Origin of the sequence: Saccharothrix algeriensis (genome assembly GCF_016907655.1) — a bacterium.
Classification (GTDB): Bacteria; Actinomycetota; Actinomycetes; order Mycobacteriales; family Pseudonocardiaceae; genus Actinosynnema; species Actinosynnema algeriense.
The window spans coordinates 928,344-953,803 of the sequence record NZ_JAFBCL010000001.1 but is presented as its reverse complement, the minus strand read 5'-3'; the positions used below and the strand labels follow the sequence as shown (position 1 = coordinate 953,803).

Here is a 25,460-nt window from a genome sequence, read left to right as displayed (position 1 = left end):
AAGGGGAAACCCCGAATGCACGCGGTGATACTCGCCGGCGGTCAGGGTGTGCGACTGCGGCCCTACACCACGGCGCTGCCCAAGCCCTTGGTCCCCATCGGCGAGGAGTACGCGATCCTCGACATCATCCTCCAGCAGCTGCGCGCGCACTCCTTCAAGCGCGTCACCCTCGCCATCGGCCACCTCGGCGCGCTGATCCGGGCGTTCGTGGGCGACGGGGCCAAGTGGGACATCGAGGTGGACTACGCGGAGGAGACCAAGCCGCTGTCCACCATCGGGCCCCTGCTCAACTTCCTGGACCGGCTGCCGGAGCAGTTCCTGGTGATGAACGGGGACGTGCTGACCGACCTGGACTACCTCGACCTGCTCGACCACCACATGGCCGCCGGCGCGCCGCTGACGGTGGCCACCTACCGGCGCAAGGTGAAGATCGACTTCGGCACGCTGGAGACCGACCACGGGCGGATCGTGGAGTTCGTGGAGAAGCCCGAGCTGTCCTACGGCGTGAGCATGGGCGTCTACGCGATGGCCCGCGAGACGCTCGCGCCGTACCCGCGCGACGTCCCGTTCGGGCTCGACGAGCTGGTGCTCGACCTGCTGGCCCGCGACCAGGGGCCCGCCGCCTACGAGTTCGACGGCTACTGGCTCGACATCGGCCGCCCCGACGACTACGACGAGGCGAACCGGTGCTTCGAGCAGGTGCGCTCGGCGCTGCTGCCCGGTCCGCGCAGCACGGCGCCGCTGGGAGCGGTCTCGTGACCGTCGCCCGGGTGCTGCTGTTCGGCGCCTCGGGGTACCTCGGCCGCGAGGTCGACCGGGCGCTGGCGGCGCACCCGCGCGGCGCGCGGGTCGTCCGGGTCGGCCGGACGGCGCCGGACGAGCGGGGCTGGGCCCGCCACGACCTGGTGGCGGGCAGCCCGGACGACCTCGCCGACCTGCTGCGCGCGACCGCGCCGGACGCGGTGGTCAACTGCGTCGGCCTGCTCGGCGGGACGCTCGCGGAGCTGGTGGCGGCCAACGTGACGGCCACCGCCCGGCTGCTCGACGCGATACCGGCCGCCGCGCCGGCGGCCCGGCTGGTCGCGCTCGGGTCCGCGGCGGAGTACGGGGTGGTGCCCGACGGCGTGCCGGTCGCCGAGGACGCCCCGGTCGCCCCGGTCGCCCCCTACGGCATCACCAAGTCCGCGGGCACCGCGCTGGTCCGGGCGGCGGTCGGCGCGGGTCGGCTGGACGCGGTGGTGCTGCGGGTGTTCAACCCGATCGGGGCGGGGATGCCCGCCGACACGGTGCTCGGCCGGGCGGCGGCGGCGATCCGGGCGGCGGCGCCCGGCGGCGACGTCCGGCTCGGGCCGCTCGACGCGCACCGGGACTTCGTCGACGTGCGCGACGTGGCCGGCGCGGTCGCGGCGGCGGCGCTGGCGGACGGCGCGCCCGAGCCGGTGCTCAACGTCGGCAGCGGCGCGGCGGTCCCGGTGCGGGAAGCGGTCAAGCTGCTGGTCGAGGCGGCCGGGTTCACCGGCCGGGTCGTGGAGGCCGACCCCGCGCCCGCCCGGTCCGGCGCGGTGGGCTGGATCGAGGCGGACCTGACCCGGGTCCGCCGGGCGCTGGGCTGGTCGCCCCGGCACGACCTGCGCGCCTCGGTCCACGACCTGTGGGCCGCGTCCCGCTGACGCGCGTGAGTGGGTGGAACGGCCGTGACGACGACCTTTCCACCCACCCGGGACCTCACGCCCAGTTGTCGCGGTACCACTCGAAGGTCCGCCGGACCCCGTCCTCCAGCGACACGGCCGGCTCGAAGCCGGTCAGCTCCCGCAGCGCGGTGAGGTCGGGGCACCGCCGGTGCACCGAGCCCTGCGGCGCGGGCACGTGCTCCAGCCGCGGCGCGTGCCCGGCCACCTTGAGCACCAGCTCGGTCAGCTCGCCGATGTTGGTCTCCACCGAGTCGTTGCCGATGTGCACGATGCGGCCGGCCGCGTCGTCGGCGGCCATCAGCCGCACCACCGCGTCCACCGCGTCGTCCACGTGGCAGAACGCCCGGAACTGGTCCGCGCCGTAGACCCGGAACGGGTCCTCCTGCCGGATCGCCCGCAGCGACAGCTCGGGGATGACGTGGTCCGCGCCCATCCGGGGGCCGTAGACGTTGTGGAACCGGCCGACCACGACCGGCACGCCCTTGGCCCGCCCGGCGTGCACCACCGCGGCCTCGCCGAGCATCTTGCTGATGCCGTAGGCGAACCTCGGCGCGGTGACGTCCTGCACCACCAGCGGGACGGTCTCGGGCGTGGGCACCGGCACCACTCCCGCGGTCACCCCGCCCGCGTAGGTCTCGCTGGTGGAGGCGAAGAACAGCTTCTGGTGCGGCTTCACCCACGCCAGCGCGTTGAGCACGGCCAGGGTGTTGACCCGGATCACCCGCTCCGGGTCGCGCTCGACGTTGCGCACGCCGACCACCGCGGCCAGCAGGTAGACGTGGTCGTAGTCGCCGGGGACGGCCGCGAGCGCCGCCGGGTCGGTGAGGTCGGCGGAGAACACCGGCACGTCCAGCGCCGCCAGCTCCGGGTCGTCCCGCCCGCGCGAGAAGTCGTCCACGATGCCGACCTCGTGGCCGTCGGCCAGCAGCCGCCGGGCCAGGTGCACGCCGATGAACCCGGCGCCACCCAGCAGCAGCGCCCTCACCGCTCGCCCCGCTCGTAGCCCAGGCCGGCGTAGCGCACGCCGTGCCCGGCGACCCGGTCGCCGTCGAGCACGCGCCACGAGTCGTAGACCAGGCGGACGTTCGACCCCGGCAGCACGGCGTCGACGTCCAGCCCCCGGTACTCCGGGTGGTCGGTGATCACCAGCACCGCGTCGGCCGCCGCGAACCCGTCGGCCAGCCCGACCGGCTCGCCGCCGTAGCCGCGGACCACGTCGTCGGGGACCAGCGGGTCGTGCCCGAGCACCCGCAGCCCGGCGGCGGTGAACGCGGGCATCATCGACGCGATCGGCGTGCCGCGCATGTCGTCGGTGGGCGGCCAGCCCTTGTAGGCCCAGCCCAGCACCAGCAGCGTCCGGCCGCCGGTCTGCGCCATCAGGTCGACCACCCGGCCGGCGACGTGCACCGGGGTCTCCTCGTTGACCTCGCGGGCCGCGCGGATCAGCGGCAGCGGGTACCCGGCCCGCTCGGCGCTGGAGAGCAGGATGTAGGGGTCCTTGGACAGGCAGCCGCCGCCGACGTAGCCCGGCTTGGCGATGTCGGGCCGGGGGTAGTCCAGGTTGGTCGCCCGGATCACCTCCAGCGGGTCCAGGCCCAGCCGCTCGGTCAGCCGGGCGACCTCGTTGCCGAAGGAGTAGATCACGTCGGTGTGGCAGTTGTTGGTCAGCTTGACCAGCTCGGCGGTCTCCAGCCCGGACACCGGCACGACCTGGCTCGACAGCCCGCCGAACAGCTCGACGCCCAGCCGCAGGCTCTCCGCGTCCAGGCCGCCGACGACCTGCGGCAGCTCGACCAGCTCGCGCAGCGCCTGGCCCTGGATGGTGCGCTCGGGCGCCATCACCAGCCGGGCCGAGCCCCACGCGTCGACCAGGCGGGGCAGCACGACCGACCGGGTCGCGCCGACCGGGACCGTGCTGCGCACCACCACCAGGGTGTCCGGCGAGCACCGCTTCGCGATCTGCTCGGCGGCGGCGGCCAGGTTGTCCAGGTACGGCTCGTGCCCGGCCTGGTCCACCGGCGTGGAGACGCAGATGACCGCCGCGTCCACCCCGTTGTCGGGCAGCTCCGGCGACAGGAAGATGCGCTTGCCGACCCACTCGCCGAAGACCTCCTCGACGCCGGGCTCGAAGATGTGCGGACGGCCCCGCGACAGCGAGTCCAGCACGGCGGACTGGGTGTCGACGCCGTGCACCTCGTACCCCCGCCGGGCCATCGCGGCGGCCAGGGTCAGGCCGACGTAACCCATTCCGACTATTCCGACCCGACGCAATTCGGGCGACACGTCCGTCACATTCCGCTCCTTGTCCGTCCGGTGCTTTTGCGCGGTCACCGGCACGGCGCGCTGATCCGGTCCAGCGCGCGTACCGTCACATACCCCTCGAACCCTTCCTCGCGATAGCGGCGGCAGGCGATCGCGACGTTCTCCGGATCGGTCGCGTAGTCCACCGCCAACACCGTCTTCCCGGCTTTCCGCAGCTCCCTGGTGGCTGCGAGGTTGCTCCGGCAGTAATCCGCCGAGCACGGCCGGTCGGTGGCCTCGTAGAACAGCTCCTCCAGGCCGATGCCGTCCACCGCGGCCAGGTAGCCGGGGTGGCGCAGCAGTTCCGGCGAGTTCTGCGGGAAGACCAGGAAGCCCGGCCGGGCGCGCTCGACGTGCTCGCTGACCCGGACCAGCAGGTCGACCATCCGGCGGCCCAGCTCGTCGCGCCCCTCGCCGTCGAGCAGGCCCAGGTCGATCTCCTCGTAGGCCAGCGGCGTGTCCAGGTAGACGCCGTCGAAGCCGGCGGCCAGGGCGCGGTCCAGCCGTGGCCGGACGGCCACCTCCCACCAGCTCGGCTCCCAGTAGCGGACGAAGTGCTCGCCGGGCCAGCTCGGCCACTCGTTGAGCAGCAGGTCGGCCGGGTCGGCGCGGACCTCGGCGAAGTCCGGGCGGAACGACTCGATCGAGCCGATCTCGAAGTAGGCGAGCACCGTTGTGCCCGACTCCCTCACCCGGGCGATCTCCGCCGGGGTGAAGTAGGAGTCCCCGCCGTCGCGCGCGAGGTCGATCACGGCGAACCGGGCCGACGCGCCGGCCACCGCGTCCAGCCGCCCGTCCGCGTACCCCTGGAGCTGGTAGACCAGCCCGCCGCCCGATCCGGTCGGAATGGGCGGCGCCGGCGGTCCCGGGTGGCAGCCGACCACTCCGGTGAGCAGGGCCAGGAGAAGGGGGAGGAAACGGCGATCCGCCACGGCTACACAGTACCGGCGGGCGTTGGTCCGGCAATGCGCCGTTGAGCGGAGCAGGACGCCGTTCACCGGGCCCGCACGGCGGTACGGGAACCGGGTGCGGACAATTTATGATCCAATGACAGGTGAACCGGAATACCCGACTTCGCGGCTTTCGGTGAACCGCAATCCGGCGCGCCCGGCGCGCCCGGTCGGCGCAATGCCCGATTTCTGCGGAACGGCTCGCCGCGACGCGGCGGGCGTCGCTGCCCGCGCCCGGCCGCCCGCCGCCCGCCGTGCCCGCCCCGCGCCGCCCGGCGCCGTCCGCCGTGCCCGTTCGGCGCCGCCCGCCGGGCCCTTCCCGTCACGCCCGGACACCGCTCCGGTGCCGTCCGCTGTCGGGTCGGCGGGCTCGGGGGGTCGACCGGCTGCCGCGCGGGGCGGAGGACTACAACAGGACTGGTCCGTTCGGCCGTGTCATTGCAGTCGGCGGTGGATGACTTGCTCGAAGATGTCTCAAACCGCCGTTGACTGAGCAACATTGCGCACGTAGTGTCCGCTCCATCGCAACGGCTGTCGACCCCGGTCGGCAGTGTCACGGCCGGCGGCGCAGAGCAGCGCGAGGAGTCTGGATGAGCAATCGTTGGTGGAAGGTGGCCCTGGCGGCGGTGGCCGTCCTGGGAGCCGGCGCCTGTGGCGGCGCGGCGTCCTCGGACGGGCCCGTCACCCTCACCTACGCGGTCTGGGACAAGGAGCAGGTGCCCGCGATGGAGAAGATCGCGGCCGAGTTCGAGAAGTCCCACCCGGACGTCGACGTGAAGGTCCAGCTCACCTCCAACAAGGAGTACTGGACCAAGCTCCAGACGGCGGTCACCGGCGGCAGCGCCCCCGACGTGTTCTGGATGAACGGCCCCCGGTTCCAGCTCTACGCCTCGCAGGGCGTGCTGCTGCCGCTGGACGAGCAGATCGCCGCCGCCGGGGTCGACACCGGGGCCTACCCCCGGCAGCTGGTCGACCTCTACACCTTCGAGGACAAGAAGTACGGCCTGCCCAAGGACTTCGACACGATCGGCCTCTGGTACAACAAGGCGCTGTTCGACGCGGCCGGCGTGGCCCACCCGACCGCGGACTGGACGTGGGACGACCTGCGCGAGGCCGCGCGGAAGCTGACCGACCCGGCCAAGGGGCAGTACGGGATCGCCGCGGCGGCCGACTCGCAGGCCAACTACTACAACACGATCTTCCAGGCCGGCGGCTCGGTCATCGCGCCGGACGGGAAGAAGTCCGGTTTCGGCGACCCGGCGACGATCGAGGGCCTGCGGTTCTGGGTCGACCTGATCAACAAGGACAAGGTGTCGCCGACCGTCCAGCAGATGTCGGACACCGAGCCCGCGCAGATGTTCTCCTCCGGCAAGGTCGCGATGTACTACGGCGGCTCGTGGGAGGCCGTCGGGTTCGCCAAGAACGCCGACCTGACCGGCAAGGTGGACGTCGCGCCGCTGCCCAGGGGCAAGCAGGAGGCCGTCGTCATCCACGGCCTGTCCAACGTGGTCTACGCGAAGTCCGAGCACCCCGAGCAGGCCGCGCAGTTCGCGGTGTTCGCCGGGTCCCGGGAGGCGCAGCGCATCCAGGCCGAGACCGGCGCGGTGATCTCCGCCCACGACGGCACGCAGGAGGGCTGGCTCAAGGCGATGCCGCAGTACCGGCTCCAGTCGTTCCTGGACCAGGTGCCCGACTCGGTGCCGCTGCCGCGCTCCAAGAACACCGCGGCGTGGACGAAGAAGACCGAGGAGTCGCTGCTCAAGGCGTGGTCGGGTGAGCAGGACGTCGCGGAGGTCGCCAGGTCGCTGGCCGAGGCAGTGGACGCCGAGTTGGGCAACGAGAAGTGACCGCCGTCGCGGAGCAGCCCGTGGCCGCGGCGGCGGAAGCGCCCGCCGCGCGCGGACCCCGGCGCAGGTCCCGGCCCACCGGCATCGCCGGGCGGCGGGAGTGGCTGTGGGGCCTGGCCTTCATCGCGCCGACCGGCCTGGGCCTGCTGGCCTTCTACATCTGGCCGGTGTTCCAGACCCTGTACTTCAGCTTCACCGAGTGGGGCGCGTTCGGCGGCCACCGGTGGGTGGGCCTGGAGAACTACGCGAAGCTGCTGGGCGACCCGGAAGTGCTCAAGGCGCTGAAGAACACGCTGGTCTACGCGGGCCTGGTGCTGCTCGGCGTCCCCGTCTCGCTGGTGCTCGCCGCGCTGATCAACACGCCCGGCCTGCGCGGCGCGCCGGTGTACCGGGTGCTGTACTTCCTGCCCGTGGTCACCATGCCCGCCGCGGTGGGCATGGTGTGGCGGTGGCTTTACAACGGCGACCTCGGCCTGGTCAACTACGTGCTCTCGCTGTTCGGCATCAGCGGGCAGCACTGGGTGGCCGACCCGCGCTTCGCCCTGTACGCCACGGTCGTCGTGGGCATCTGGATGACCGTCGGCTACAACATGGTGATCTTCGCGGCCGGCCTCAACGGCATCCCGCGCGACTACTACGAGGCCGCCGAGCTGGACGGCGCGGGCCGCATCCGGCAGTTCTTCTCCATCACGCTGCCGATGCTCAGCCCCACCGCGTTCTTCATCACCGTGCTGACCTCCATCGGCGCGCTGCAGGTGTTCGACGTGATCTACCTGATGCTGGGCACGAACAGCTCCGCGCTGCGCAACCCGGCGATCGACGAGAACAAGACGATCGTGTTCCTGTTCTACGAACGGGCGTTCGTGGACAACGACAAGGGCTACGCGGCGGCCGTGGCGTTCGTGCTGCTGCTGGTGATCCTGGTGCTGACCGCCATCCAGTTCCGGGCGCAGAAGAAGTGGGTGCACTATGCCTAGCCGGGTCGATCGGCGCCACCCCACCTGGCACGTGCACGTCGTGCTCGTGGTCGGCGCCCTGGTCATGGTCGCGCCCCTGCTGTGGGAGTTCCTCACCTCGGTGAAGTCGTTCGGCGAGTCGGTGCGGATGCCGCCGACGATCCTGCCGGAGACCTGGGACTGGTCCAACTACGGCAAGGTGTTCGAGGCGATCCCGTTCGGGCAGCAGTTCCTGAACACGGTGCTGATGACGGTCGGGCGCACCGCCGGGCAGCTGCTGATGTGCTCGATGGCGGCCTACGCGTTCGCGCGGCTGCAGTTCCCCGGCCGGGACGCGTTCTTCCTGCTGTTCCTGTCGGTGCTGATGGTGCCGAGCCAGCTGTTCCTGATCCCGCAGTACCAGATCATGCAGGAGCTGGGCTGGCTGAACTCCCTGGCGGCGCTGATCGTGCCGGGCATGTTCAGCGCGTTCGGCACGTTCCTGCTGCGGCAGTTCTTCCTGTCCCTGCCCAAGGACCTGGAGGAGGCCGCGGCGCTGGACGGCGCGAACCCGCTGCGCATCTACTGGCACGTCATGCTGCCGCTGGCCCGGCCGGGCCTGGTGGCGCTGGGCATCCTCACCGTGCTGTGGTCGTGGAACGACCTGCTGTGGCCGCTGGTGGCCAACAACGACCCGGAGAAGATGACGCTCTCGGCCGGGCTCGCCACGCTCAAGGGCGAGCACCTGACCGACTACCCGGTGCTGATGGCGGGGTCGCTGCTGGCCACGCTGCCGGTCATCGCGGTGTTCGTCGTCATGCAGCGCCGGGTCCTCGAAGGCATCGCCTTCACCGGAACGAAGGGGTAGGGCATGGAGGACCTGCGGGTCGGAGTCGTCGGCTACGGGCTGCGCGGGCCGTTGGCGCACCACGCCCACCGGCCGGGCGAGGGCTCGGCGGTGGTCGCGGTGGCCGACCCCCGGCCGGAGCGCCGGGAGACGGCCGCGGCCGACTTCGGGCCGGGCGCGCTGGTCACCGACGACGCCGCCGAGGTGCTGGCGGCCGGGCTGGACGCGGTGTTCGTGCTCAGCCCGGACCACCTGCACTTCGACCACGCGCTCGCGGCGTTCGAGGCGGGCGTGCCGGTGTACCTGGAGAAGCCGCTGGCGATCACGCTGGAGCAGTGCGACGTGCTGCTCGACCGGGCGCGCGAGGCCGGGGTGAAGCTCTACATCGGGCACAACATGCGGCACATGCCGGTGGTCCGGACGATGCGCGAGCTGATCGGCGACGGCGCCATCGGCGAGGTGAAAGCCGTGTGGTGCAGGCACTTCGTCGGCCACGGCGGCGACTACTACTTCAAGGACTGGCACGCCGAGCGCGCCAAGGGGACCGGCCTGCTGCTGCAGAAGGCCGCCCACGACATCGACGTGATCCACTGGCTGGCCGGCGGCTACACCAGGCGGGTCAACGCGATGGGCGCGCTCACCCTGTACGACCGCGTGACCGACCGCGCGCCGGTCGCGCCGTTCTCGGAGTACAAGGCGAGCCACGTGCTGGACACCTGGCCGCCGCTGGCGCAGACCGGGCTCCACCCCGTGATCGACGTCGAGGACCTGAGCATGGTCAACATGGCGCTGGACAACGGCGTGCTGGCCTCCTACGAGCAGTGCCACTACACGCCCGACTACTGGCGCAACTACACGGTGATCGGCACCGAGGGCCGGCTGGAGAACATCGGCGACACGTCCGACGCGACGGTCCACGTGTGGAACCGCCGCCACCGCGGGCACGCCCCGGCCGACCTCGTCGTGCCGGTCGCCGCCGCGGAAGGCGGCCACGGCGGCGCCGACCCCGGGATCGTGGCGGAGTTCCTCCGGTTCGTGCGGGAGGGCGGCGAGACGCTCACCTCTCCGGTCGCCGCGCGGGAAGCTGTGGCCACGGGCTGCGCGGCCACGGAGTCACTGCGCTCGGGCGGCGTGCCCGTCGAGATCCCTGCGGTGCCGGCCGACCTGCGGGACTACTACGCGGGCGGCCAGGAGCGGTAACCCCGACTCGCGCGGGCCGCCGCGCCCCCACTGCCCACCGCGGCCCGCGCGACCATCCCCACCCACCGCCCACCTACGGCCCGATCCGAACTCGTGAGCTTTGGGGTTTTCGGCACGCCCCGTGCAGACCGGTGCCTTCGTGTTCTCCCCGTACTGATCTTCAATTGTTGGGGTCAGGTTGGTTCGGGGGTGAGGGTCAGGCCGGTGTGGGCGAGGAATCCGTCGAGCAGGTCGGGCCGGTTCCGGATGAGGCGGAGTCGGCGGCGCACGATCGGGACCAGGTCGTTCAGACCGACGGGGGCGAGGTTGGCCAGACCGCGTTTGAGGTGTGACCACACCCCTTCCACCGGGTTGAGTTCCGGGGCGTAGGCGGGTAGTCGGATCACGTGCAGCCAGTCCCGGGCGGCGAGGGCGGGCCGTATCCGGGCGCTGATGTGCCGGTCGAGGTTGTCCCAGATCAGCACGATCGGGCCGCCCAGGCGACGGTGGGCGTCGTCCAGCAGCGCGAGGTAGTGCCGCTCGAGGAAGCTGCGCGGGGCCGGCGGGCTGCGGCGGCGGTGGTGCACGAGCACCCGGTGCAGCAGCCGGGTGCGTTCGCCGGGTTTGACGCAGAGCAGGCCGGCCACCGAGATCCGACCCTGGGAACCGGCCCAGTAGGGCAGGACCGGGGTGTGGCCGCGCCTTGCCCAGGTGCGGGCCTTGTGCGGGCGGGTGTTGCAGCCGGTCTCGTCCTCGAAGCACAACCAGGCGCCCAGGTCCGCGGCTAGGGTTTTCCCCGCGCCCACGACTCCCGCCGCCAGGCGGTGACCGCGGCCTCGTCACGGCGGTCGGCCCGCCGGGCCGGCACCTGGGGGCTGTAACCGATGCGGTGCAGCACCAGCGACATCCCGGCCGGGGTGTAGCGCACCGCGAACAACCGCGCGACCAGCTCCGCGACCCTGGCCAGGGTCCAGCGTCGATCCTCGGTGTACCCGTGGGCGGCCGGCCCCTGCTCCAGGGCCTGGACCAGCCGGTCGAGCCGGGCCCGGTCCAGACGGCAGTCCGGCCCGCCCGGCCCCCTGGAGCGCAGGGCCTGCCGGCCCCCGGCACGCCACAAACGCCGCCAGGCATAGGCGGACTTGGTCGACACCCGCAGACCACGAGCGACCTCGCAGGCGCCCACACCACGCTCGAACCAGTCGGCGGCCTGCATCCGCACCGCCTCACGTCGGGCCCGTTCCCGTCCGGTCAGGCCACCACCATCGGGATAGCGCATACCCCACGGGTACCCCCGGGACAGCCCCACCCACCGACACAAGCCACCACAGACCCCAACAATTGAAGATCAGTATGGCCTGCCCGGAGGGCTACCATGCTTTTCCTGGGGGTGCAAGCACGCTTTTCGCTTGCACCCCCAGGAAAAGCATGGTCGTCTTTAGACAGGCCATGCGGGGGGAACACGACCGCTGTTTCTTTTCATTCTCCTTGGCGGCCTGCCTGTCCGGCGAGGACTCTTTAAAGCTCTTCAGCCTCGATCGGTACAGTACCTAATATCACCTGGATCGGTGCGCGATCTCAGTAAGAAGAGCGGCCGAGAGGCCCCCAAGGAGGAGGAAAAGAAAGGGCGGTCGTGTTCTCCTCCCCGTACGGCCTGCCGAAGGCAATCAGATTTGTCCGGGGGTGTCAAGCGGTAAAGCGTGCTTGACACCCCCGGACAAATCTGATTGGGCTGCGCCCAGGCCGTACGGGGAGGAGAACACGAAGCGACCGGTGTGCGCACTGGGTGCGCTGCCGCTTTGTGGGGTGCGCGCTGGGTGCGCTGCCGCTTTGTGGGGGGTGCGTCGGGTGCGCCACTCCTTCGTGGGTCGGGCTGAAAGTGTGGTGACCCTGGGTGCAGTCATCCCGTCTCCTGTTGCGGGTGCCTGCCGGGGAAAGTAGGACGGAGCAGTCCGGTTCCGCAGGTTGGTCCGCCGAGGAGTGCTCATGTTGGCTGCCCGGTTGAACGTCAAGACGCGCTCGTTGGCGATGGAGGAGGTGCCGACGCCGGAGCCGGGGCCGGGGCAGGTGCGCATCGAGGTGGCCGCCGCGGGCGTGTGCCTGTCCGACGTGCACCTCATCGACGGCAGCCTCGCGCCGCTGTTCCTGGCCGGTGACACGGTCACCCTCGGCCACGAGGTCGCGGGCACCGTGGAGGCCCTGGGTCCCGGTGTGACGACCCTGGCCGAAGGGCAGCGGGTGCTGCTGCAAGCCGGTGAAGAGCGCGAGGGCGTCATCTACACGCGCGGTGTGGACTACGACGGGGGGTGGGCGCAGTACGCGCTCGCCGCGGCCGACACGGTCATCCCCATCCCGGACAGCCTGCCCTTCGATCAGGCGGCGATCCTGCCCGACGCGGTGAGCACGCCGTGGGCGGCGATCACCGCCACCGGGCAGGTGCGGCCGGCGGAGGCGGTCGGGGTGTGGGGCGCCGGGGGGCTGGGCGCGCACGCCGTCCAGCTGCTGCGGCTGGTGGGCGCGGCCCCGGTGATCGCCGTCGACCCGTTGCCGGCGGCCCGGGAGCGCGCGGTGGCGTTCGGCGCGGACCTGGCCCTCGACCCGGCGGACGCGGAGCTGCCGCGGCAGGTGCGGGAGGCGACCGGCGGCCGGGGGCTGGCGGTCGCGTTCGACTTCGCCGGGGTGGCCGCGGTGCGGGAGCAGGCGGTGGCGTGCCTGGACGCGCGCGGGCGGCTGGTGCTGGTGGGGCTGACGAACAAGCCGCTGACCATCAGCAACGGCACCGCGTTCAGCTACTTCCAGCAGCAGGTGCGCGGCCACTACGGCTCGGAGCCGGTGCACCTCACCGAACTGGTGAACCTGGTCGCGCACGGCCGGGTGGAGTTCGGCCGCTCCATCTCCGACGTGCTGCCCCTGGACCGGGCGCAGGAGGCCGTCGACCGGCTGATCCGCAAGGAGGGCGACCCCATCCGCCTGGTGCTCGAGCCCTGAGCGCGGACCGGTCACCGGTCCGCGCCCGGGGCCCTCCCCCTCCCGGTCCGCTACCCGCAGGCCCCGGCCTCGACCGCGCAGAACCCGACCTCGGGGTGGCGCGGCGACGGCCGGTCCAGCAGGGGTTGCGGCCGGCCGCGCAGGCGCCGGTCGAGGAACGCGCCGGTGTAGGCGCGGGTGATCTCCGAGGCGCGGGCGGCGGGCAGGTCCGCGCCGAGGTCCAGGCCGAGCTGCTCGCCCACCAGCCCGACGTCGGTGAACGAGGCGTGCTCGGCGCCCGTCACGACCAGCCAGCGCTTCCACCCGGTCAGGTGGGCCCAGTCGCGCTCCCACGTCCCGGCCGCCGGGCCGCTGCCCGGGGTGTGCTGGGACCGCCTGCCCAGGAACAGGAACGGCCGGGCCACGCCGCCGGCCGGCAGCGGCGCGGTCGTGCTGCCGTCGACGTCGACGCCGGCCCGGACGCGGGGGTCGCCCGCCAGGGCGGCGAGGGCGCTCGCGCCGCCGGCGGAGTGGCCGGCCACCGCGATCCGGGCCGGGTCGAGCCGCCAGGCGTCCGGCCACGGCGGGCGCGGCCCGGTCAGCTCGTCGAGCACGAAGGACGTGTCGGCCACCCGGCCCGCCACCAGCTCCTCCCGGAACGCCGGGTCGTGCGGCACCGCGCAGGCCGCGCAGGTGGCGACCCGCCCGTCCGGGAAGGACGTGCCGACGCTCTCGTGGGTGTGGTCGACGCCGACCACCGCGTAGCCCCGGCTCGCCAGGTCCTCGGCCAGGGAGGTCAGCGTGGCGCGGGGTTTGGTGAAGCCGGGCGAGAGCACGACCAGCGGCAGGCCGTGCCGGCGGCCCACCGGCCGCGCGCCCTCGACCGCGTTGGTCCGCGTCGTGCTCAGCACGTCGGGCGGCACACCGGTCACCCCGCCCCGCGCGAGCAGCAGCTCCGACTCCGCCGGCGTCATGAACCGCGCCCGCGGGCCGGCGGAGCGCTCCGCCGGGTACCACACCGACACCATCAGCTCCCGCGCCGCGGACCCCGGGCACCCACGGGTCGGGCCGGGAGGTGTCGGTCAGGTGCAGCACCGTCCGGCCGACCGCGTGCGGGCCGGTCGGCGCGGGCAGGCGCGGCACGCCGGCCCGCGCCCGGTCCGGCGTGGCCGCGGCCGCGCCGGCGGCCCCCGCCGTCACCAGCAGCAGGCCGGCGACGGCGGCCGCGCCACCGCGCCGGAGCGCCGACCGGGCGGCGGCGGCGCGGCGGCGCGGCGGGTTCGCGGGTGTGGTCATCGTCGGTCTCCCTCGGTCACCGGGTCGGCGGCCGTCGCCGCCGACCCGGTGAACGCCAGGGGCGCCCGGCTCGCGGGCGCGTCGGTCGGCGGGGGCACCCCGGGTACCGCGCGGGGATGACGGGCGACCGGCGTCATCCCCGCGGCGCAGGCGCCCGGCGGGTCAGCGGGCCGGGTGGTGCCGGTCCAGCCACTCGCCGAAGGACTGCCCGGCGAGGACCGCGCCCGGTCCGGGCAGCAGCGCGCCGCCGGCCTGGAGCACCAGGTCCGGGTCGTTCTCGTCGGTGAACTCCTCCACGCGCTCCGGGAAGCCCCGCCGCGCGGCCAGCGCCGCCGCCGCGTCGGCGAGCCGGACCTCCTCCGGCCCGGCGATGTCGATCAGCGCGGGCACGTCCCCCTCGTCGAGGGCCACCTCGACGAGCTTCTCGGCGACCGCGCGGATGTCCACCAGCTGCGTGCGCGCCGCCGGGACGCGCGCGACGGACCCCTGGGTGGTCCACTCCAGCACCATGCCGGGGAACTCGTGGAACTGGGCGGCGCGCACGATCCGCACCGGCACCGGCCCCTCCCGCAGCACCCGCTCCTGGGCGAGCTTCCCGGCCTGGTGCCCGCCCGCGAACCCGTCGATGCCGATGATGGAGACCAGGACGATCCGCCGCACGCCGGCCGCCGCCGCCTCCCGCTGGAGGTTGCGCGCCGCCTCGGTGAAGAACCCGGTCACCGCCTCGGTCTCCCTGTCGGGGGTGCTCAGCGCGTCCACGACCACGTCCACCCCGGCCAGCGCCCCCGCGAGCCCCTCGCCGGTCCGGACGTCGACGCCGGCCGTCCGGCTGATCCCCACGACCTCCTGCCCCCGCTCGGCCAGGACGTCGACCACCTCGCGCCCGACCCGCCCGCCTGCTCCCACTACCGCGACCTTCACCGTGTGCTCCTCCTGCCGTCCTGTCCGGTGACAGGTGGACGGGGCGGGGGCCCGCGACGTGACACCCGCCGGCCAGCGGTGACCGACGTCTCAGCACCGGCGGTCGCTACCGCCCCGGCGCCCAGGTGTCGCGGCGGGGCCGGTCGGGCCGGGTGGCGGAGAGGTGGGCGCGCAGCGACGCCAGCGCGGGGTGCGGGTTGTCGGTCCGCCACAGCAGCGAGTGCGGGTAGACCGGCGTGGGGCCGCGCAGGGCGATGCGCCGCAGGCCGCGGTCGGCGAACTCGATGCGCTCGCCGACGAGGGTCGCCACGGTCGGGCCGGCGGCGACCGCGTCGAGCAGCGCCTCGACGCCGAAGTCGGGGCCCAGCGAGTCGATGGTGAGCCCGAACGCGGCGGCGAACCGGTCGTAGTAGGCGGCCCACTCGGTGCCGGCGGCGTTCCCGGGCATCCAGATGCGGTGCCCGGCCAGGTCGGCGGGCGCGACCTCGGCGGCGGCGGCCAGCGCGTGGTCCGGCCCGGTGAGCAGCTGGAGGGGCTCGTCGAGGACGGGCAGGGCCGCGACGCACCCGGGCAGCCGGTCGGGCCCGGTCAGGGCGCGGAAGGTCGCGTCGATCGCGCCGGACCGGACGGCGTCGATCGCCCCGGCGGCGTCGAACAGGGTGACCACGTCCAGCGCGGTGCCGGGGTGGGTGCGGTGGAAGTCGCGCAGCAGGCCCGCCGGCGGGAGCTGCCGGCCGATCACGTCGACGCGCAGCGCCCGCCGGTCGGGCCGCACCGAGGACGCCGCCCGCTCCGCCGCGCGCAGCAGGTCGCGTGCGTGGGGCAGGAAGGTCTGCCCGTCGGCGGTGAGCCGCGCCCCGCGCGCGGTGCGGGTGAGCAGCCGCACGCCGAGGTCCTTCTCCAGTGCGGCGACGCGCTTGGAGACGGCCTGCTGGGTGACCGAGAGGTCGGTGGCCGCGTCCTGGAACCGGCCCGTGTCCGCAACGACTACGAAGGTGCGCACGGCGTTGAGATCCACGCACGGACCATAGAGGCACAACCGCGCGTTGTGACCGCTGCGCGCGGCGGTTGTGGGCGACGAGCCGACCGCCGGTGGTGGTGGACCGTCGCACGCGGACTGCCGCCGGCGGGGGAGCGCGGGAACGGACGAGCGCGGGAACGGACGAGCGCACGCCACCTGCCCGAGGCGGCGTGCGCTCGTCCGTTCCCGCCGGATCAGCCGCAGTGCTCGAACGGGCTCTCGTAGGCCGCCGAGCCCACGCTCCCGCCCCACCGGACGCACTTCCCGGCCGCCGGCGCGACGACGGGGCCGGCGAAGTAGCCGAACCGGCCGGCATCGGTGCGCCGGGCCGCGCCCCGGACCTCCAGGAAGGCCGAGGTCTGCGACGCCGTCCCCACCTCCGCGGCCTTGGTGGTGGCCACGCAGTTGGCGCCGGTGGCCGCGTTGTAGGACAGGTGCACCGTGCCGGCCGAGCCCGGCAGCCGCTCGGAGTCCACCACCCGGTACCCGCTGCCGCACACCGGTGCGCCGAGGTCGGTCTCGGTGACCACCGACCAGCGGATCGAGGCGTTGGCGTTGTTGGCCGGACCCGCCTCGTAGAGCACGCCCACCGAGGTGGCGCCGAGCTGGACCAGGTCGGTGTAGGCCGCGCCCTGGTCCCAGACCAGGACGCCGTCGGCCCCGGGCGTCCAGTTGCCGCCCTCGTCGAACGACGAGCGCACGACCAGCTCCCTGCGGCGGTCGCAGGTGGCCGGCGCGGCGAACAGCACGCGGTTGTGCGAGCCGCCCCGGTCGGTCGCGCTCATCCGCAGCGTGGCGGCCTGCACGACCGGTGTCACCAGGTCCTCCTCGAAGGCGAAGCCGGTGGAGAAGCTCGCCCCGCCGTCCGGGCTGACGGCGTAGGCGCGGTTGCGCCGCCCGCCGTCGAGGCACTTGTCGTCCTGGTTGGCGTTGTTGCGCGCCGCGGCGTAGAGGCGGCCGTCGACCAGTTCCACCAGGCTGATCTCCTGCGGGATCAGGCCCGCGCCACCCGGTGCGGTGGCGCCGCGCCGCCAGGTCGCGCCCTGGTCGTCGCTGTAGATGATCGAGCCGTGGGCGCCGCCGTCGACCTGGTGGTTCATGCCGGCCACCAGCCGGCCCGCGTGCGCGCCCCTGGTCAGGACCAGGCCGTGCGACGGGCCGGTGGCCAGCCACCGCGGCGCGGTCGGGAAGCCCAGCTGCTCGGTGAGCACCCTGGGCACGCCCCAGGTGGCGCCGTTGTCGTCGCTGATCGACACCCGCGGGACGCGACCGCACGCCGGGCTGGTGTGGCACTGCATCACCGACAGCAGGACGACCCGGCCGGTGCCGGGCACGGCGATCGGCGTCGGGTTGCCCTTGGTGTCGCCGTGGCCCTGGATGACGACCTTCAGCGGGCCCCAGGTCCGGCCGCCGTCGGTGGACCGCTTGAGGACCAGGTCGATGTCGCCCAGGTCGCTGCAGAACCTGTCGCCGCCGTTGCGGCCCTCGGCGAACGCGAGCAGGTCGCCGTTGCCCGCCCGGACCACCGCCGGGATGCGGAAGCAGTCGTAGCCCTCGCTCTTCTCCTGGTACACCACGGTGTTCGGCACGTCGTTGGCGGCGCGCGCCTCGGCCGGCGGGAGCGCCCCGACGGCCGAGGCGGCGGTCAGCGCGACCACCGCCCCGGTCAGCACTCGCATCGTCGGTCCCCCTCAGTCGCAGTGCTCGAACTCGCTGTCGTACCGGGCGTCGCCGACCGAGCCGCCCCACTTGACGCACCGGTCACCGGCTTGCGCGCTCACCGGTCCGGCGTAGTGGGTGAAGCTGCCCTCGTCGGTCTGCCTGGCGGCCCCCTGCACCTCCAGGTAGGCCGACGTCGGGCTGGCGGCGCCGATCGAGGCGCCCTTGATGGTGGCGACGCAGTTCTTGGCGGTGGTGGCGTCGTAGAGCAGGTGCACCGTGCCCGCCGAACCGGGCAGCGCCGCCGAGTCGATCACCCGGTAGCCGGCGCCCGAGCAGACGTCCTTGGCCTCGTAGGGGTTGCCGTCGCAGTCGTTGTGCGACCTGACGTTCTGGTTGGGGTAGCCGAACTTCACGCCGTTGAAGTAGGCGGGGCGGATGTTGCCCGGCCAGGTGCCCGGCACGCGCACCTCGTAGTGCAGGTGGGCCATGATGTTGTTGCCCGGCGAGCTGGTGCGGCCGACCTCGCCGATCTTCTGCCCCTGCTCGACCTGCTCCCCGGCGCTGACGCTGCGCACGCGCAGGTGGGCGTAGTAGGTGAACCAGCCGCCGCCGTGGTCGATCTTGACCAGGTTGCCGAAGCGGTTGGTCGAGCCCTGGTGCGCGGAGATCTCGACCTTGCCGCTCGCCGCCGCGAGGACGGTGTCGCCCTCGTCGGCGTTGCCGGAGCTGCCCCGGTTGAAGTCGATCTCGTAGGACTTGTGCGCGCTGCTGTCGTCGTTGTCGCCGTTCCAGACCTGGCCGCAGGGGAACGGCAGCTGGAACAGCGGTTCCGCCGACGCGGGCGGGCCGGTGAGCACCAGGCCGGCCAGCGCCGTCGCGGCGGCCAGGGCCAGGGTTGCGAGCCTCATGGTGGGTTTCCTCCCCGGTCGGGTCAGCACTTCGGCGCGACCGGCTCGTCCGAGCCGGTCCTCAGGTAGGTGTCGGAGACGTAGTGGTCGGGGCCGATGCGGTCCCAGATGGTGCTGGTGCCCAGCGGGCCGGTGACCGACTCGCCCTCGACGTGGCACTCGACGACCACCCGCGCCCTGTTGGCGGCCAGGCCCTTGACCGCGGCGGTGGTGCTCGCGCCCGCGCGCACGTTCAGCGGGTCGCCGGCCGTGGTCACCACGCCGGTCGGGCCGGAGCCGGTCCACAGGTAGGACACGTCCACCCAGCCGTTGTCGGACATCTTCAGGCCGTCCCAGAAGGTGCCGTCGGCCAGGTCGATGCCGGCCGGGTTGGCCACCCGGCGGCCGAACTCGTCCTTGCCGCCGTTGTAGCCGTTCTGGTGGGCGGCCTGCGCCTCGGGCTTGCCCTGCGGCAGGTCCTTCCACATCTGGCGCTGGGCGGGCGGGTTCCAGTAGTCGTCCTTGGTGTTCCACGGGCCGACGTCCCACACCGGCGCGTACTCGCAGCGGCTGCGGTCGGTGCGGCACACCCGGACGGTGTAGTCGCCGGTGTCGCGCGGCGCGAGGCCGCGCCGCGAGGGCAGGGCGACGAAGTGGTCGCGGGCCTTGATGACGTGCCCGTTGGCGGTGGTGCCGCCGGGCAGGCCCTCCCGCGTGGCGAACACGCGGTAGGTCAGCGGCGCGGCGGCCACCGCGGCGCCCGCCGCGGGCGCCCGGTCGCCGACGAGGTCGACCCGCTCGACCACCGGCGCCGCGCCGGTCGCGGTCAGCGCGACCCGCACCTGCACGGTGGTCACCGGCTCGGGCAGCACCCCGCCCGCCGGCGCCCACCCGGTCCAGCCCCCTCCCGCGGTCCTGCCCCGCACGTCGACCTCGACCGCGGCGCCGGCGGGCACCTCGGCCAGGGTCCGGGCGGTGATCCGGTCGACCGGCCGGTCGACGGTCCGCTCGGCCGACAGCAGGTAGCCCTGGCCCGCCCCCTCGGCGGGCCGCCACGCCGGGTCGCGCAGCGTGAGCGCGTCGCCGCGCACGGCGACGTTGACGTCATCGGAGTCCACGACGGACAGGTCGGCGGACCACGCCGCGCCGGTCGGCTCGGCCTGCGCGGGCGCCGCCGGCAGGACGGGCAGCGTCAGCGCCGCCAGCCCGAGCGCGACGGCCCGTCCGGTGGCCCTGGTGTTCCTGGTCAATGCCGGAGTTCCCTTCCCCAGTGGCGCGGGCGTCCCGCGCCTGGGCAGCAGTCAAGGGACCGCGGCTACACGATCCGTACAAGACCCGCCGCGCCCGCCGCCGGCGCTCAGGCCGGCGCGGTGCGCAGCCGCGCCAGCAGGGCCCGCTCCTCGGTCTCCGCCGCCAGCTCCCGCCACAGGGCGAGCGCGGCCTCGAAGTGGCCGCGGGCCAGCTCCGGGCGCCGGGACCGCTGGTGCAGCTCGCCCAGCAGCTCGCAGACCCTCGCCGCCGAACGCCGGTCGCGGTGGCGGTGGTGGGCCGCCAGGCAGTTGCCCAGCAGCACCTCCGCGTGCGCGAGGTCGCCGTCGAGCAGGTGGACCTCGCCCAGCGCCTGGTGCGAGTAGACGACGCACTTGTGGTCGCCCAGCTCGTCGAACGCCGTGATGGCCGCGTCCAGCAGCTCGCGCGCCTCGTCCAGCCGCCCGCGCAGCCGGGCCAGCCCGGCGAGCCGGTGCCGGGCGTGCGCGGCGCGGTGCCGGTCGCCCAGCGACTCGGCCAGCGCCAGCGCGTCGGCGAACCACCGCCCGGCCTCGTCGTGGTCGCCCAGGGCCAGGTGCGCGGAGCCCAGCGACAGCCGCAGCGCCGCCTCCCGCCGCCCGTCGCCGAGCCGGACGAACACCGCCAGCGCCCGCCTGCCGCGCTCCAGCGCGTCGTCGTGCTCGCCCAGGACGCGCGCCACGGTGAGCGTGCCGGCCAGCGCGACCGCCGCGCCGTGCTCGTCGCCGACGCGGGCGAACAGCTCGCGGGAGGTCTCGAAGGCGGCCCGCGCCTCGGCGTAGCCGTCCTGGTACAGGTGCACCTGGCCGAGGTTGCGCAGCACGATCGCCTGCCCGCGCTCGTCGCCCGCCCGGCGCGCCGCGTCCAGCGCGACCCGGTGGGTGGCCAGCCAGTCCTCGTGCCTGCCGCGCAGGTCGAAGTACGGGGCCAGGGTGGCGGCGATCCGCCAGGCCAGGTCGTCGTGCCCCCACTCGACGGCGCCGGAGACGCCGATGACCCCGATGCGGCCGGCCGCGTCGTACCAGCGGGCGGCGTCGCTCGTCAGGGCCGCCGGAGGCCGCGCGTGCCACGCGCTCGTGGCGTCCCACTCGGCGTCCCACTCCGGGACCAGGCCGAAGTAGTCCGCGGGCAGCCCCTTCGCCGCCTGGGAGGCGAGCGTCAGGTAGCCCTCCGCGATGCGGCGCACGGCGGCGGCGCGCACCGCGTGCGGCTCGGCGTCGACCTGCTCGCGCGCGTAGACCCGCAGCAGGTCGTGCAGCCGGTACAGGGGCTCGCCGATGATGTCGGGCTCGGTCTGCTCGACCAGGTGCGCGTCCACCAGGGCGTCCAGCACGTCGTCGGCCTCCGGCCGGTCCAGCAGCGCCGCCACGACCCACGCGGGGAACCGCTCCCGCCCGATCAGCCCCAGGCTGCGGAACGCGCGGGCCGCCGTGCCGGGCAGCTGCTCGTAGCTCAGCGCCACGCTGGCGCGCACCGCGAGGTCGCCCACCCGCAGCTCGTCGAGCAGCCGCCGCTCGTCGGCCAGCCGCTCGGCGATCCGCCCCAACGTCCAGTTCGGCCGGTTGGCCAGGCGGGCGCCGACGATCCGGATCGCCAGGGGCAGGCAACCGCAGGACTCCAGGATGGCCGCCGCGCCGGCGGGCTCCGCGGCGACCCGGTCCGCGCCGATGACGCCCGCCAGCAGGTCCGCCGCCTCGGCCGGCGGCAGCACGTCCAGCTCGACGGTGTGCGCGCCCGCCAGGTCCGGCATCCGCCCCCGGTTGGTCACCAGCACCGCCGACGCGCCCGCGCCCGGCAGCAGCGGCCGGACCTGCGCGGCCTCGCCCGCGTCGTCGAGCAGGACCAGCACCCGCGCCCCGGCCAGCCGGGAGCGCAGCAGCGCCGCCCGGCCCGACAGGTCGCGGCTCAGCGCCGCCTCCGGCACGCAGAGCGCCCGCAGCAGCTCGGCCAGCACGTCCGCCGGTCTTCGCGGGTTGTCGGTGGTGCCGCCGAGGTCGACGTGCAGCTGCCCGTCGGGGAACAGCTCCCGCACCGCGTGCGCCACCCGCACGGCGACGGCGGTCTTGCCGACGCCGGGCGGCCCCGTGACGACGGCGACGGCGGGCAGGTTGTCGCGCCCCCGCGCGCGCAGCAGCCCCACCAGCCGGTCCACCTCGGCCTGCCGGCCGGTGAAGTCCGGCAGGTCCAGCGGTAACTGGCAGACCGGCGCCCGCTGCACGTCGGCGACCGAGGCCAGCGACGACCGGATCCGGCGCAGCCGCGGTCCCGGCCCGGTGGCCAGCTCCGCGCGCAGCACCCGCTCGGCCTCGGCGTACGCGCCCAGCGCCTCGGCCCGCCGCCCCGCCGCGTCCAGGGCCGTCACCAGCTGCGTCCAGCGCTCCTCGCGCAGCGGGTCGTCGGTGAGCAGGCCGCGCAGCTCCACCACCGCGTCGTCGTAGCGGCCCAGCTCGATCTGCACCCGCGTGCGCAGCTCCTGGGCGGCCAGCCGCTGCTCGGTCAGCCGGGCCAGCGGCGCGCTCCAGCCGTGCGCGTGGGGCAGGTCGGCCAGGACCGACCCCCGCCACAGGCGCTCCGCGCGGGCCAGGTCGGCCAGCGCGGCCGTCGGCTCGCCCGCCTCCAGCGCCCGGTGCGCGGCGGCCACCAGCGACTCGAACACCGCGCGGTCGACCTCCTCGGGCGCCGCGCGCAGCGCGTACCCGGCCGACCGGCTCTCGATGCGGTCGGCGAGCCCGGCGTCGTGCCGGGCCAGCACCCGGCGCAGGGTGTGCACGTAGGTGCGGATGTTGGCGGCGGCCGAGCGCGGCGGGCCCTGCGGCCACAGCACGTCGGCGAGCCCGTCGCCGGACACCGTCACCCCCGGCTCCAGCGCCAGCGCGGCCAGCAGCGCGCGCGGCTTGACCCCGCCCAGGGGCGCCGGCCGCCCCCCGACCACGACCTCCAACGGGCCCAGCAGCCGGAATTCGATGGCAGTCACGCGGGCGGCTCCCCCCCCAGGACCTCGCCGTTCCGTCCGTGCCCGGAATGGTATGGGCCGCCTACGGACGGTGACAACGTGATAACCGCTCGGGATGTACGGCTCGTGTACGGGCGGTGGCGACCCTCGCCGGATGACCTCTTCACGGATTCGGCGCCTCGCCGCGGCCTCGGCGGTGCTCGCCGCCACCGCGACGGGACTGACGGCGCTCACGACACCCGCCGCGGCGGCGGTGACCGGCACGGTGGAGACCTCGGGCGGCCCGCTCACCGTCCGCCGGGCGCCCACGACCTCGGCGAGCGCGGTCGGCGCCGTCGCCGACGGCGCGTCGGTCGCCATCGACTGCCAGACCACCGGCACGTCGGTCACCGGCCCGCTGGGCACGACCACGATCTGGGACCACGTGCCCGCCCTGGGCGGGTACGTCTCCGACGCCTACGTCCGCACCGGCTCCGACGGCCGGGTCGCGCCCGACTGCGGCGTGGGCACCGGCAGCGCGGCGTGCTCGACCGGCGCGTGCGCGGGCGAAGCCTCGTTCGACTCGGCCGCCCGGACCTTCACCGTCCGCGACCGCGCCGCCGACGGCAGGTCCGCGGTGGTGGCCTACTGGCTCGGGGGCGGGATCGGCCCGCTGTACGCCTGGAACTCCGGCGGCAACGGCACCGCCGTGGACCGGCCCGTCGCCGCGGCCCGCGACGACTGGGTCTACTACCGGGTCTGCGTCGCCGACTACTCGGCCACCGACCCGAAGCTCCTGGCGTGCAGCGCCGGGCTGACCGACTACGCGGCTTGAGAGGACGGACCATGGCCCCGATGAACCGACGCGCCGTGCTGCTCGGCGGGCTGGCCGCCGCGGGCGCGGCGGCCCTGCCCGCCCTGCCGTCGTGGGCGGACACCCGCACCACCGCGGCGGCGCCGCCGATCCGCGACCCGTTCCGGCTCGGCGTGGCCTCCGGCGACCCGCTGCCCGACGGCGTGGTGCTGTGGACCCGGCTGGCCCCGGCCCCGCTGAACCCCGACGGCCACGGCGGGATGCCCGACGCCGCCTACGACGTCGACTGGGAGGTGGCCACCGACGAGGCGTTCGGCTCGGTGGTGCTGCGCGGCACCACCACCACGACCCGCGCGCTGGGCCACAGCGTGCACGTCGAACCGGCCGGCCTCGCGCCGGGGCGCGAGTACTTCTACCGCTTCCGCGCGGGCGGGCACGTCTCGCCGGTGGGCCGGACCCGGACCGCGCCGGCCGCGGGCGCCGCGGTGGGCAGGCTGGAGTACTGCGTCGCCTCCTGCCAGCAGTGGGAGGACGGCTGGTACCACGCGCACCGCGGCATCGCCGCCGACCACCCGGACCTGGTGCTGTTCCTGGGCGACTACATCTACGAGAAGCCCTCCGGCCTGCCCGCGGCCGACAAGGTCCGCCAGGTCGCCTTCACCGAGGAGACCACGGGCCTGGCGCACTACCGCGCCCGCTACGGCCAGTACCGCACCGACCCCCACCTCCAGGCCGCGCACGCCGTCGCCCCGTGGCTGGTGGTCTTCGACGACCACGAGGTCGACAACAACTGGAACAGCACCGACGACCCGGCTCCCGGCGCCCGCAAGGCCGCCGCCTTCCAGGCGTTCTACGAGAACATGCCGCTGCGCTCGACGGCGCGGCCGAGCGGGGCGGGCATCCGGCTCCACCGCGACGTCCTGTGGGGCGACCTGGCCCGGTTCCACCTGCTCGACACCCGCCAGCACCGCAGCGCGCAGGCCAAGGGCAGCGACTGCGGGCCCTACCGGGACACCAGGCGCACCATCACCGGCGCCGCGCAGGAGCAGTGGCTGCTGAAGAACTTCGAGACCCACCCGGCCACCTGGGACTTCCTGGGCCAGCAGGTCTTCTTCGCCCAGCGCGACGACGACGGCGACCGGGCGACCTGCCACGCGCCGGACTCCTGGAACGGCTACGCGGCCTCCCGGGACCGGATCACCCGGGGCTGGGTGGACCGCCGGGTGCCCAACCCGGTGGTGCTCACCGGCGACGTGCACCGGCACTGGGCGGCCGACCTGCGGCAGGACTACTGGGACCACGGCGACCCGGTCGTCGGCTCCGAGCTGGTGGTCACGTCGGTCACCAGCAACAACGACTCCGGGCCGCCGGACGCGACCTGGTTCGCCCGCAACCCGCACGTGAAGTACGCGCGCAACGAGCGCGGCTACCTCCGCGTGACGGCCACGCCGCAGCTGCTGACGGCGGACTTCCGGGTGGTCTCCGACGTCCGGCAGACCGACCCCGCCAAGGCCGTGATCGGCACCGACGCCACCTTCGTGGTCGAGGCGGGCGTCCGGGGCCTGCGGCGCGCCTGACGCGGTCACCGCGGGTGGGCGGCCGGCGCGGGCGGGCGGCGCGGGCGCGGCGGTCCTCGGAAGGGGGCGACCGCCGCGCCCGCGCCCGCCCGCGCGACCCGCCCCGCCTCCCGCCCGGAACGCCCCGATCCGCCCGCACCGCGTTCGCCTGCCGCGTTCGCCTGCCGCGTTCCCGCGCACCGCGTTCGACCACCGCGTCGACCACGTGTTCGATCACCGCGCGACCATCGTGTCGGCCACCGTGTTCGATCATCACGACGCGCCCCCGGCGGAACGAGAGGGTTCCGGGTGACGGGCGCCCGTGTCGCGCGGACTAGTGTCTGCCTACGTGTGCGAAGCCTGAGGAGGC

21 protein-coding genes are annotated in these 25,460 nt (G+C 74.4%); 9 read left to right on the top strand and 12 right to left on the bottom strand.

Features of this window, described 5'->3' with window-relative positions:
• Positions 1–15 precede the first annotated feature (15 nt).
• Entirely contained in the window at positions 16–759 is a 744-nt protein-coding gene (locus tag JOE68_RS03960; protein WP_204840986.1) for a nucleotidyltransferase family protein, read from the top strand.
• Positions 756–1,670, top strand: coding sequence for an NAD-dependent epimerase/dehydratase family protein (locus tag JOE68_RS03955; protein WP_204840985.1), 915 nt, complete (start codon positions 756–758; stop codon positions 1,668–1,670). Before JOE68_RS03960 ends, JOE68_RS03955 begins: the two co-directional genes overlap by 4 nt.
• Before the next feature lie 55 nt (positions 1,671–1,725).
• Here the strand turns inward: JOE68_RS03955 and JOE68_RS03950 are convergent, their stop codons facing one another.
• From JOE68_RS03950 to JOE68_RS03940, 3 genes are read right to left on the bottom strand one after another with little or no spacing between them, the layout of a single operon-like run.
• A complete protein-coding gene (locus JOE68_RS03950; protein ID WP_204840984.1) occupies positions 1,726–2,676 on the bottom strand; it encodes an NAD-dependent epimerase/dehydratase family protein in 951 nt (316 codons plus the stop codon).
• Positions 2,673–3,974, bottom strand: coding sequence for a nucleotide sugar dehydrogenase (locus tag JOE68_RS03945; RefSeq protein ID WP_307820020.1), 1,302 nt, complete (start codon positions 3,972–3,974; stop codon positions 2,673–2,675). The genes JOE68_RS03950 and JOE68_RS03945 overlap by 4 nt, the downstream gene beginning before the upstream one ends.
• Positions 3,975–4,018: 44 nt before the next feature.
• Positions 4,019–4,924: a glycoside hydrolase family 191 protein gene (locus JOE68_RS03940; protein ID WP_307819504.1), complete on the bottom strand. Its 906-nt coding sequence runs from the start codon at positions 4,922–4,924 to the stop codon at positions 4,019–4,021.
• A gap of 608 nt (positions 4,925–5,532) precedes the next feature.
• On the opposite strand from JOE68_RS03940, the gene JOE68_RS03935 reads away from it, so the two are divergent.
• Genes JOE68_RS03935 through JOE68_RS03920 form a run of 4 tightly spaced genes read left to right on the top strand, consistent with a single transcriptional unit; the run spans position 5,533 to position 9,771 of the window.
• Entirely contained in the window at positions 5,533–6,789 is a 1,257-nt protein-coding gene (locus JOE68_RS03935; RefSeq protein ID WP_204840982.1) for an ABC transporter substrate-binding protein, read from the top strand.
• The gene (locus JOE68_RS30865) at positions 6,786–7,766 is read left to right on the top strand and encodes a carbohydrate ABC transporter permease (protein WP_204840981.1); all 981 of its coding nucleotides are present in this window, start codon (positions 6,786–6,788) and stop codon (positions 7,764–7,766) included. Before JOE68_RS03935 ends, JOE68_RS30865 begins: the two co-directional genes overlap by 4 nt.
• The gene (locus JOE68_RS03925; protein WP_204840980.1) at positions 7,759–8,592 is read left to right on the top strand and encodes a carbohydrate ABC transporter permease; all 834 of its coding nucleotides are present in this window, start codon (positions 7,759–7,761) and stop codon (positions 8,590–8,592) included. Before JOE68_RS30865 ends, JOE68_RS03925 begins: the two co-directional genes overlap by 8 nt.
• A 3-nt stretch (positions 8,593–8,595) precedes the next feature.
• On the top strand, positions 8,596–9,771 hold the full coding sequence (locus JOE68_RS03920; RefSeq protein ID WP_204840979.1) for a Gfo/Idh/MocA family protein: 1,176 nt from the start codon (positions 8,596–8,598) through the stop codon (positions 9,769–9,771).
• A gap of 173 nt (positions 9,772–9,944) precedes the next feature.
• Here the strand turns inward: JOE68_RS03920 and JOE68_RS03915 are convergent, their stop codons facing one another.
• Together JOE68_RS03915 and JOE68_RS03910 are read right to left on the bottom strand one after the other, a co-directional pair.
• Positions 9,945–10,556 (bottom strand): transposase, encoded by a 612-nt coding sequence (locus tag JOE68_RS03915; protein WP_307819415.1) that lies wholly within the window; start codon positions 10,554–10,556, stop codon positions 9,945–9,947.
• Positions 10,535–11,026, bottom strand: coding sequence for a winged helix-turn-helix domain-containing protein (locus JOE68_RS03910; RefSeq protein ID WP_204840485.1), 492 nt, complete (start codon positions 11,024–11,026; stop codon positions 10,535–10,537). The genes JOE68_RS03915 and JOE68_RS03910 overlap by 22 nt, the downstream gene beginning before the upstream one ends.
• Before the next feature lie 707 nt (positions 11,027–11,733).
• Between JOE68_RS03910 and JOE68_RS03905 the strand changes: the two genes are divergently transcribed.
• Positions 11,734–12,735, top strand: a complete 1,002-nt coding sequence (locus JOE68_RS03905) for a zinc-binding dehydrogenase (RefSeq protein WP_204840978.1) — start codon at positions 11,734–11,736, stop codon at positions 12,733–12,735.
• 50 nt (positions 12,736–12,785) lie between these two features.
• Here JOE68_RS03905 and JOE68_RS03900 read toward each other — a convergent pair whose 3' ends face one another.
• The 7 genes from JOE68_RS03900 to JOE68_RS03870 form a co-directional block, all read right to left on the bottom strand.
• Positions 12,786–13,742 (bottom strand): alpha/beta hydrolase family protein, encoded by a 957-nt coding sequence (locus JOE68_RS03900; protein WP_239562122.1) that lies wholly within the window; start codon positions 13,740–13,742, stop codon positions 12,786–12,788.
• Between the two features lie 430 nt (positions 13,743–14,172).
• On the bottom strand, positions 14,173–14,931 hold the full coding sequence (locus JOE68_RS03895; protein ID WP_204840977.1) for an SDR family oxidoreductase: 759 nt from the start codon (positions 14,929–14,931) through the stop codon (positions 14,173–14,175).
• A 106-nt stretch (positions 14,932–15,037) separates the two neighbouring features.
• Positions 15,038–15,949 (bottom strand): LysR family transcriptional regulator, encoded by a 912-nt coding sequence (locus JOE68_RS03890; protein WP_204840976.1) that lies wholly within the window; start codon positions 15,947–15,949, stop codon positions 15,038–15,040.
• A 197-nt stretch (positions 15,950–16,146) separates the two neighbouring features.
• A complete protein-coding gene (locus JOE68_RS03885) occupies positions 16,147–17,631 on the bottom strand; it encodes a sialidase family protein (protein WP_204840975.1) in 1,485 nt (494 codons plus the stop codon).
• Between the two features lie 12 nt (positions 17,632–17,643).
• Positions 17,644–18,522, bottom strand: a complete 879-nt coding sequence (locus JOE68_RS03880; RefSeq protein ID WP_204840974.1) for a M23 family metallopeptidase — start codon at positions 18,520–18,522, stop codon at positions 17,644–17,646.
• Positions 18,523–18,545: 23 nt separating this feature from the next.
• Entirely contained in the window at positions 18,546–19,751 is a 1,206-nt protein-coding gene (locus JOE68_RS03875; protein WP_204840973.1) for a DUF8814 domain-containing protein, read from the bottom strand.
• A gap of 107 nt (positions 19,752–19,858) precedes the next feature.
• Complete coding sequence (locus JOE68_RS03870; protein WP_204840972.1) at positions 19,859–22,762, bottom strand: AfsR/SARP family transcriptional regulator; 2,904 nt, start codon at positions 22,760–22,762, stop codon at positions 19,859–19,861.
• Between the two features lie 133 nt (positions 22,763–22,895).
• Between JOE68_RS03870 and JOE68_RS03865 the strand changes: the two genes are divergently transcribed.
• Together JOE68_RS03865 and JOE68_RS03860 are read left to right on the top strand one after the other, a co-directional pair.
• Positions 22,896–23,555: a hypothetical protein gene (locus JOE68_RS03865; RefSeq protein ID WP_204840971.1), complete on the top strand. Its 660-nt coding sequence runs from the start codon at positions 22,896–22,898 to the stop codon at positions 23,553–23,555.
• An 11-nt stretch (positions 23,556–23,566) separates the two neighbouring features.
• Complete coding sequence (locus JOE68_RS03860) at positions 23,567–25,111, top strand: alkaline phosphatase D family protein (RefSeq protein ID WP_204840970.1); 1,545 nt, start codon at positions 23,567–23,569, stop codon at positions 25,109–25,111.
• Positions 25,112–25,460 lie beyond the last annotated feature (349 nt).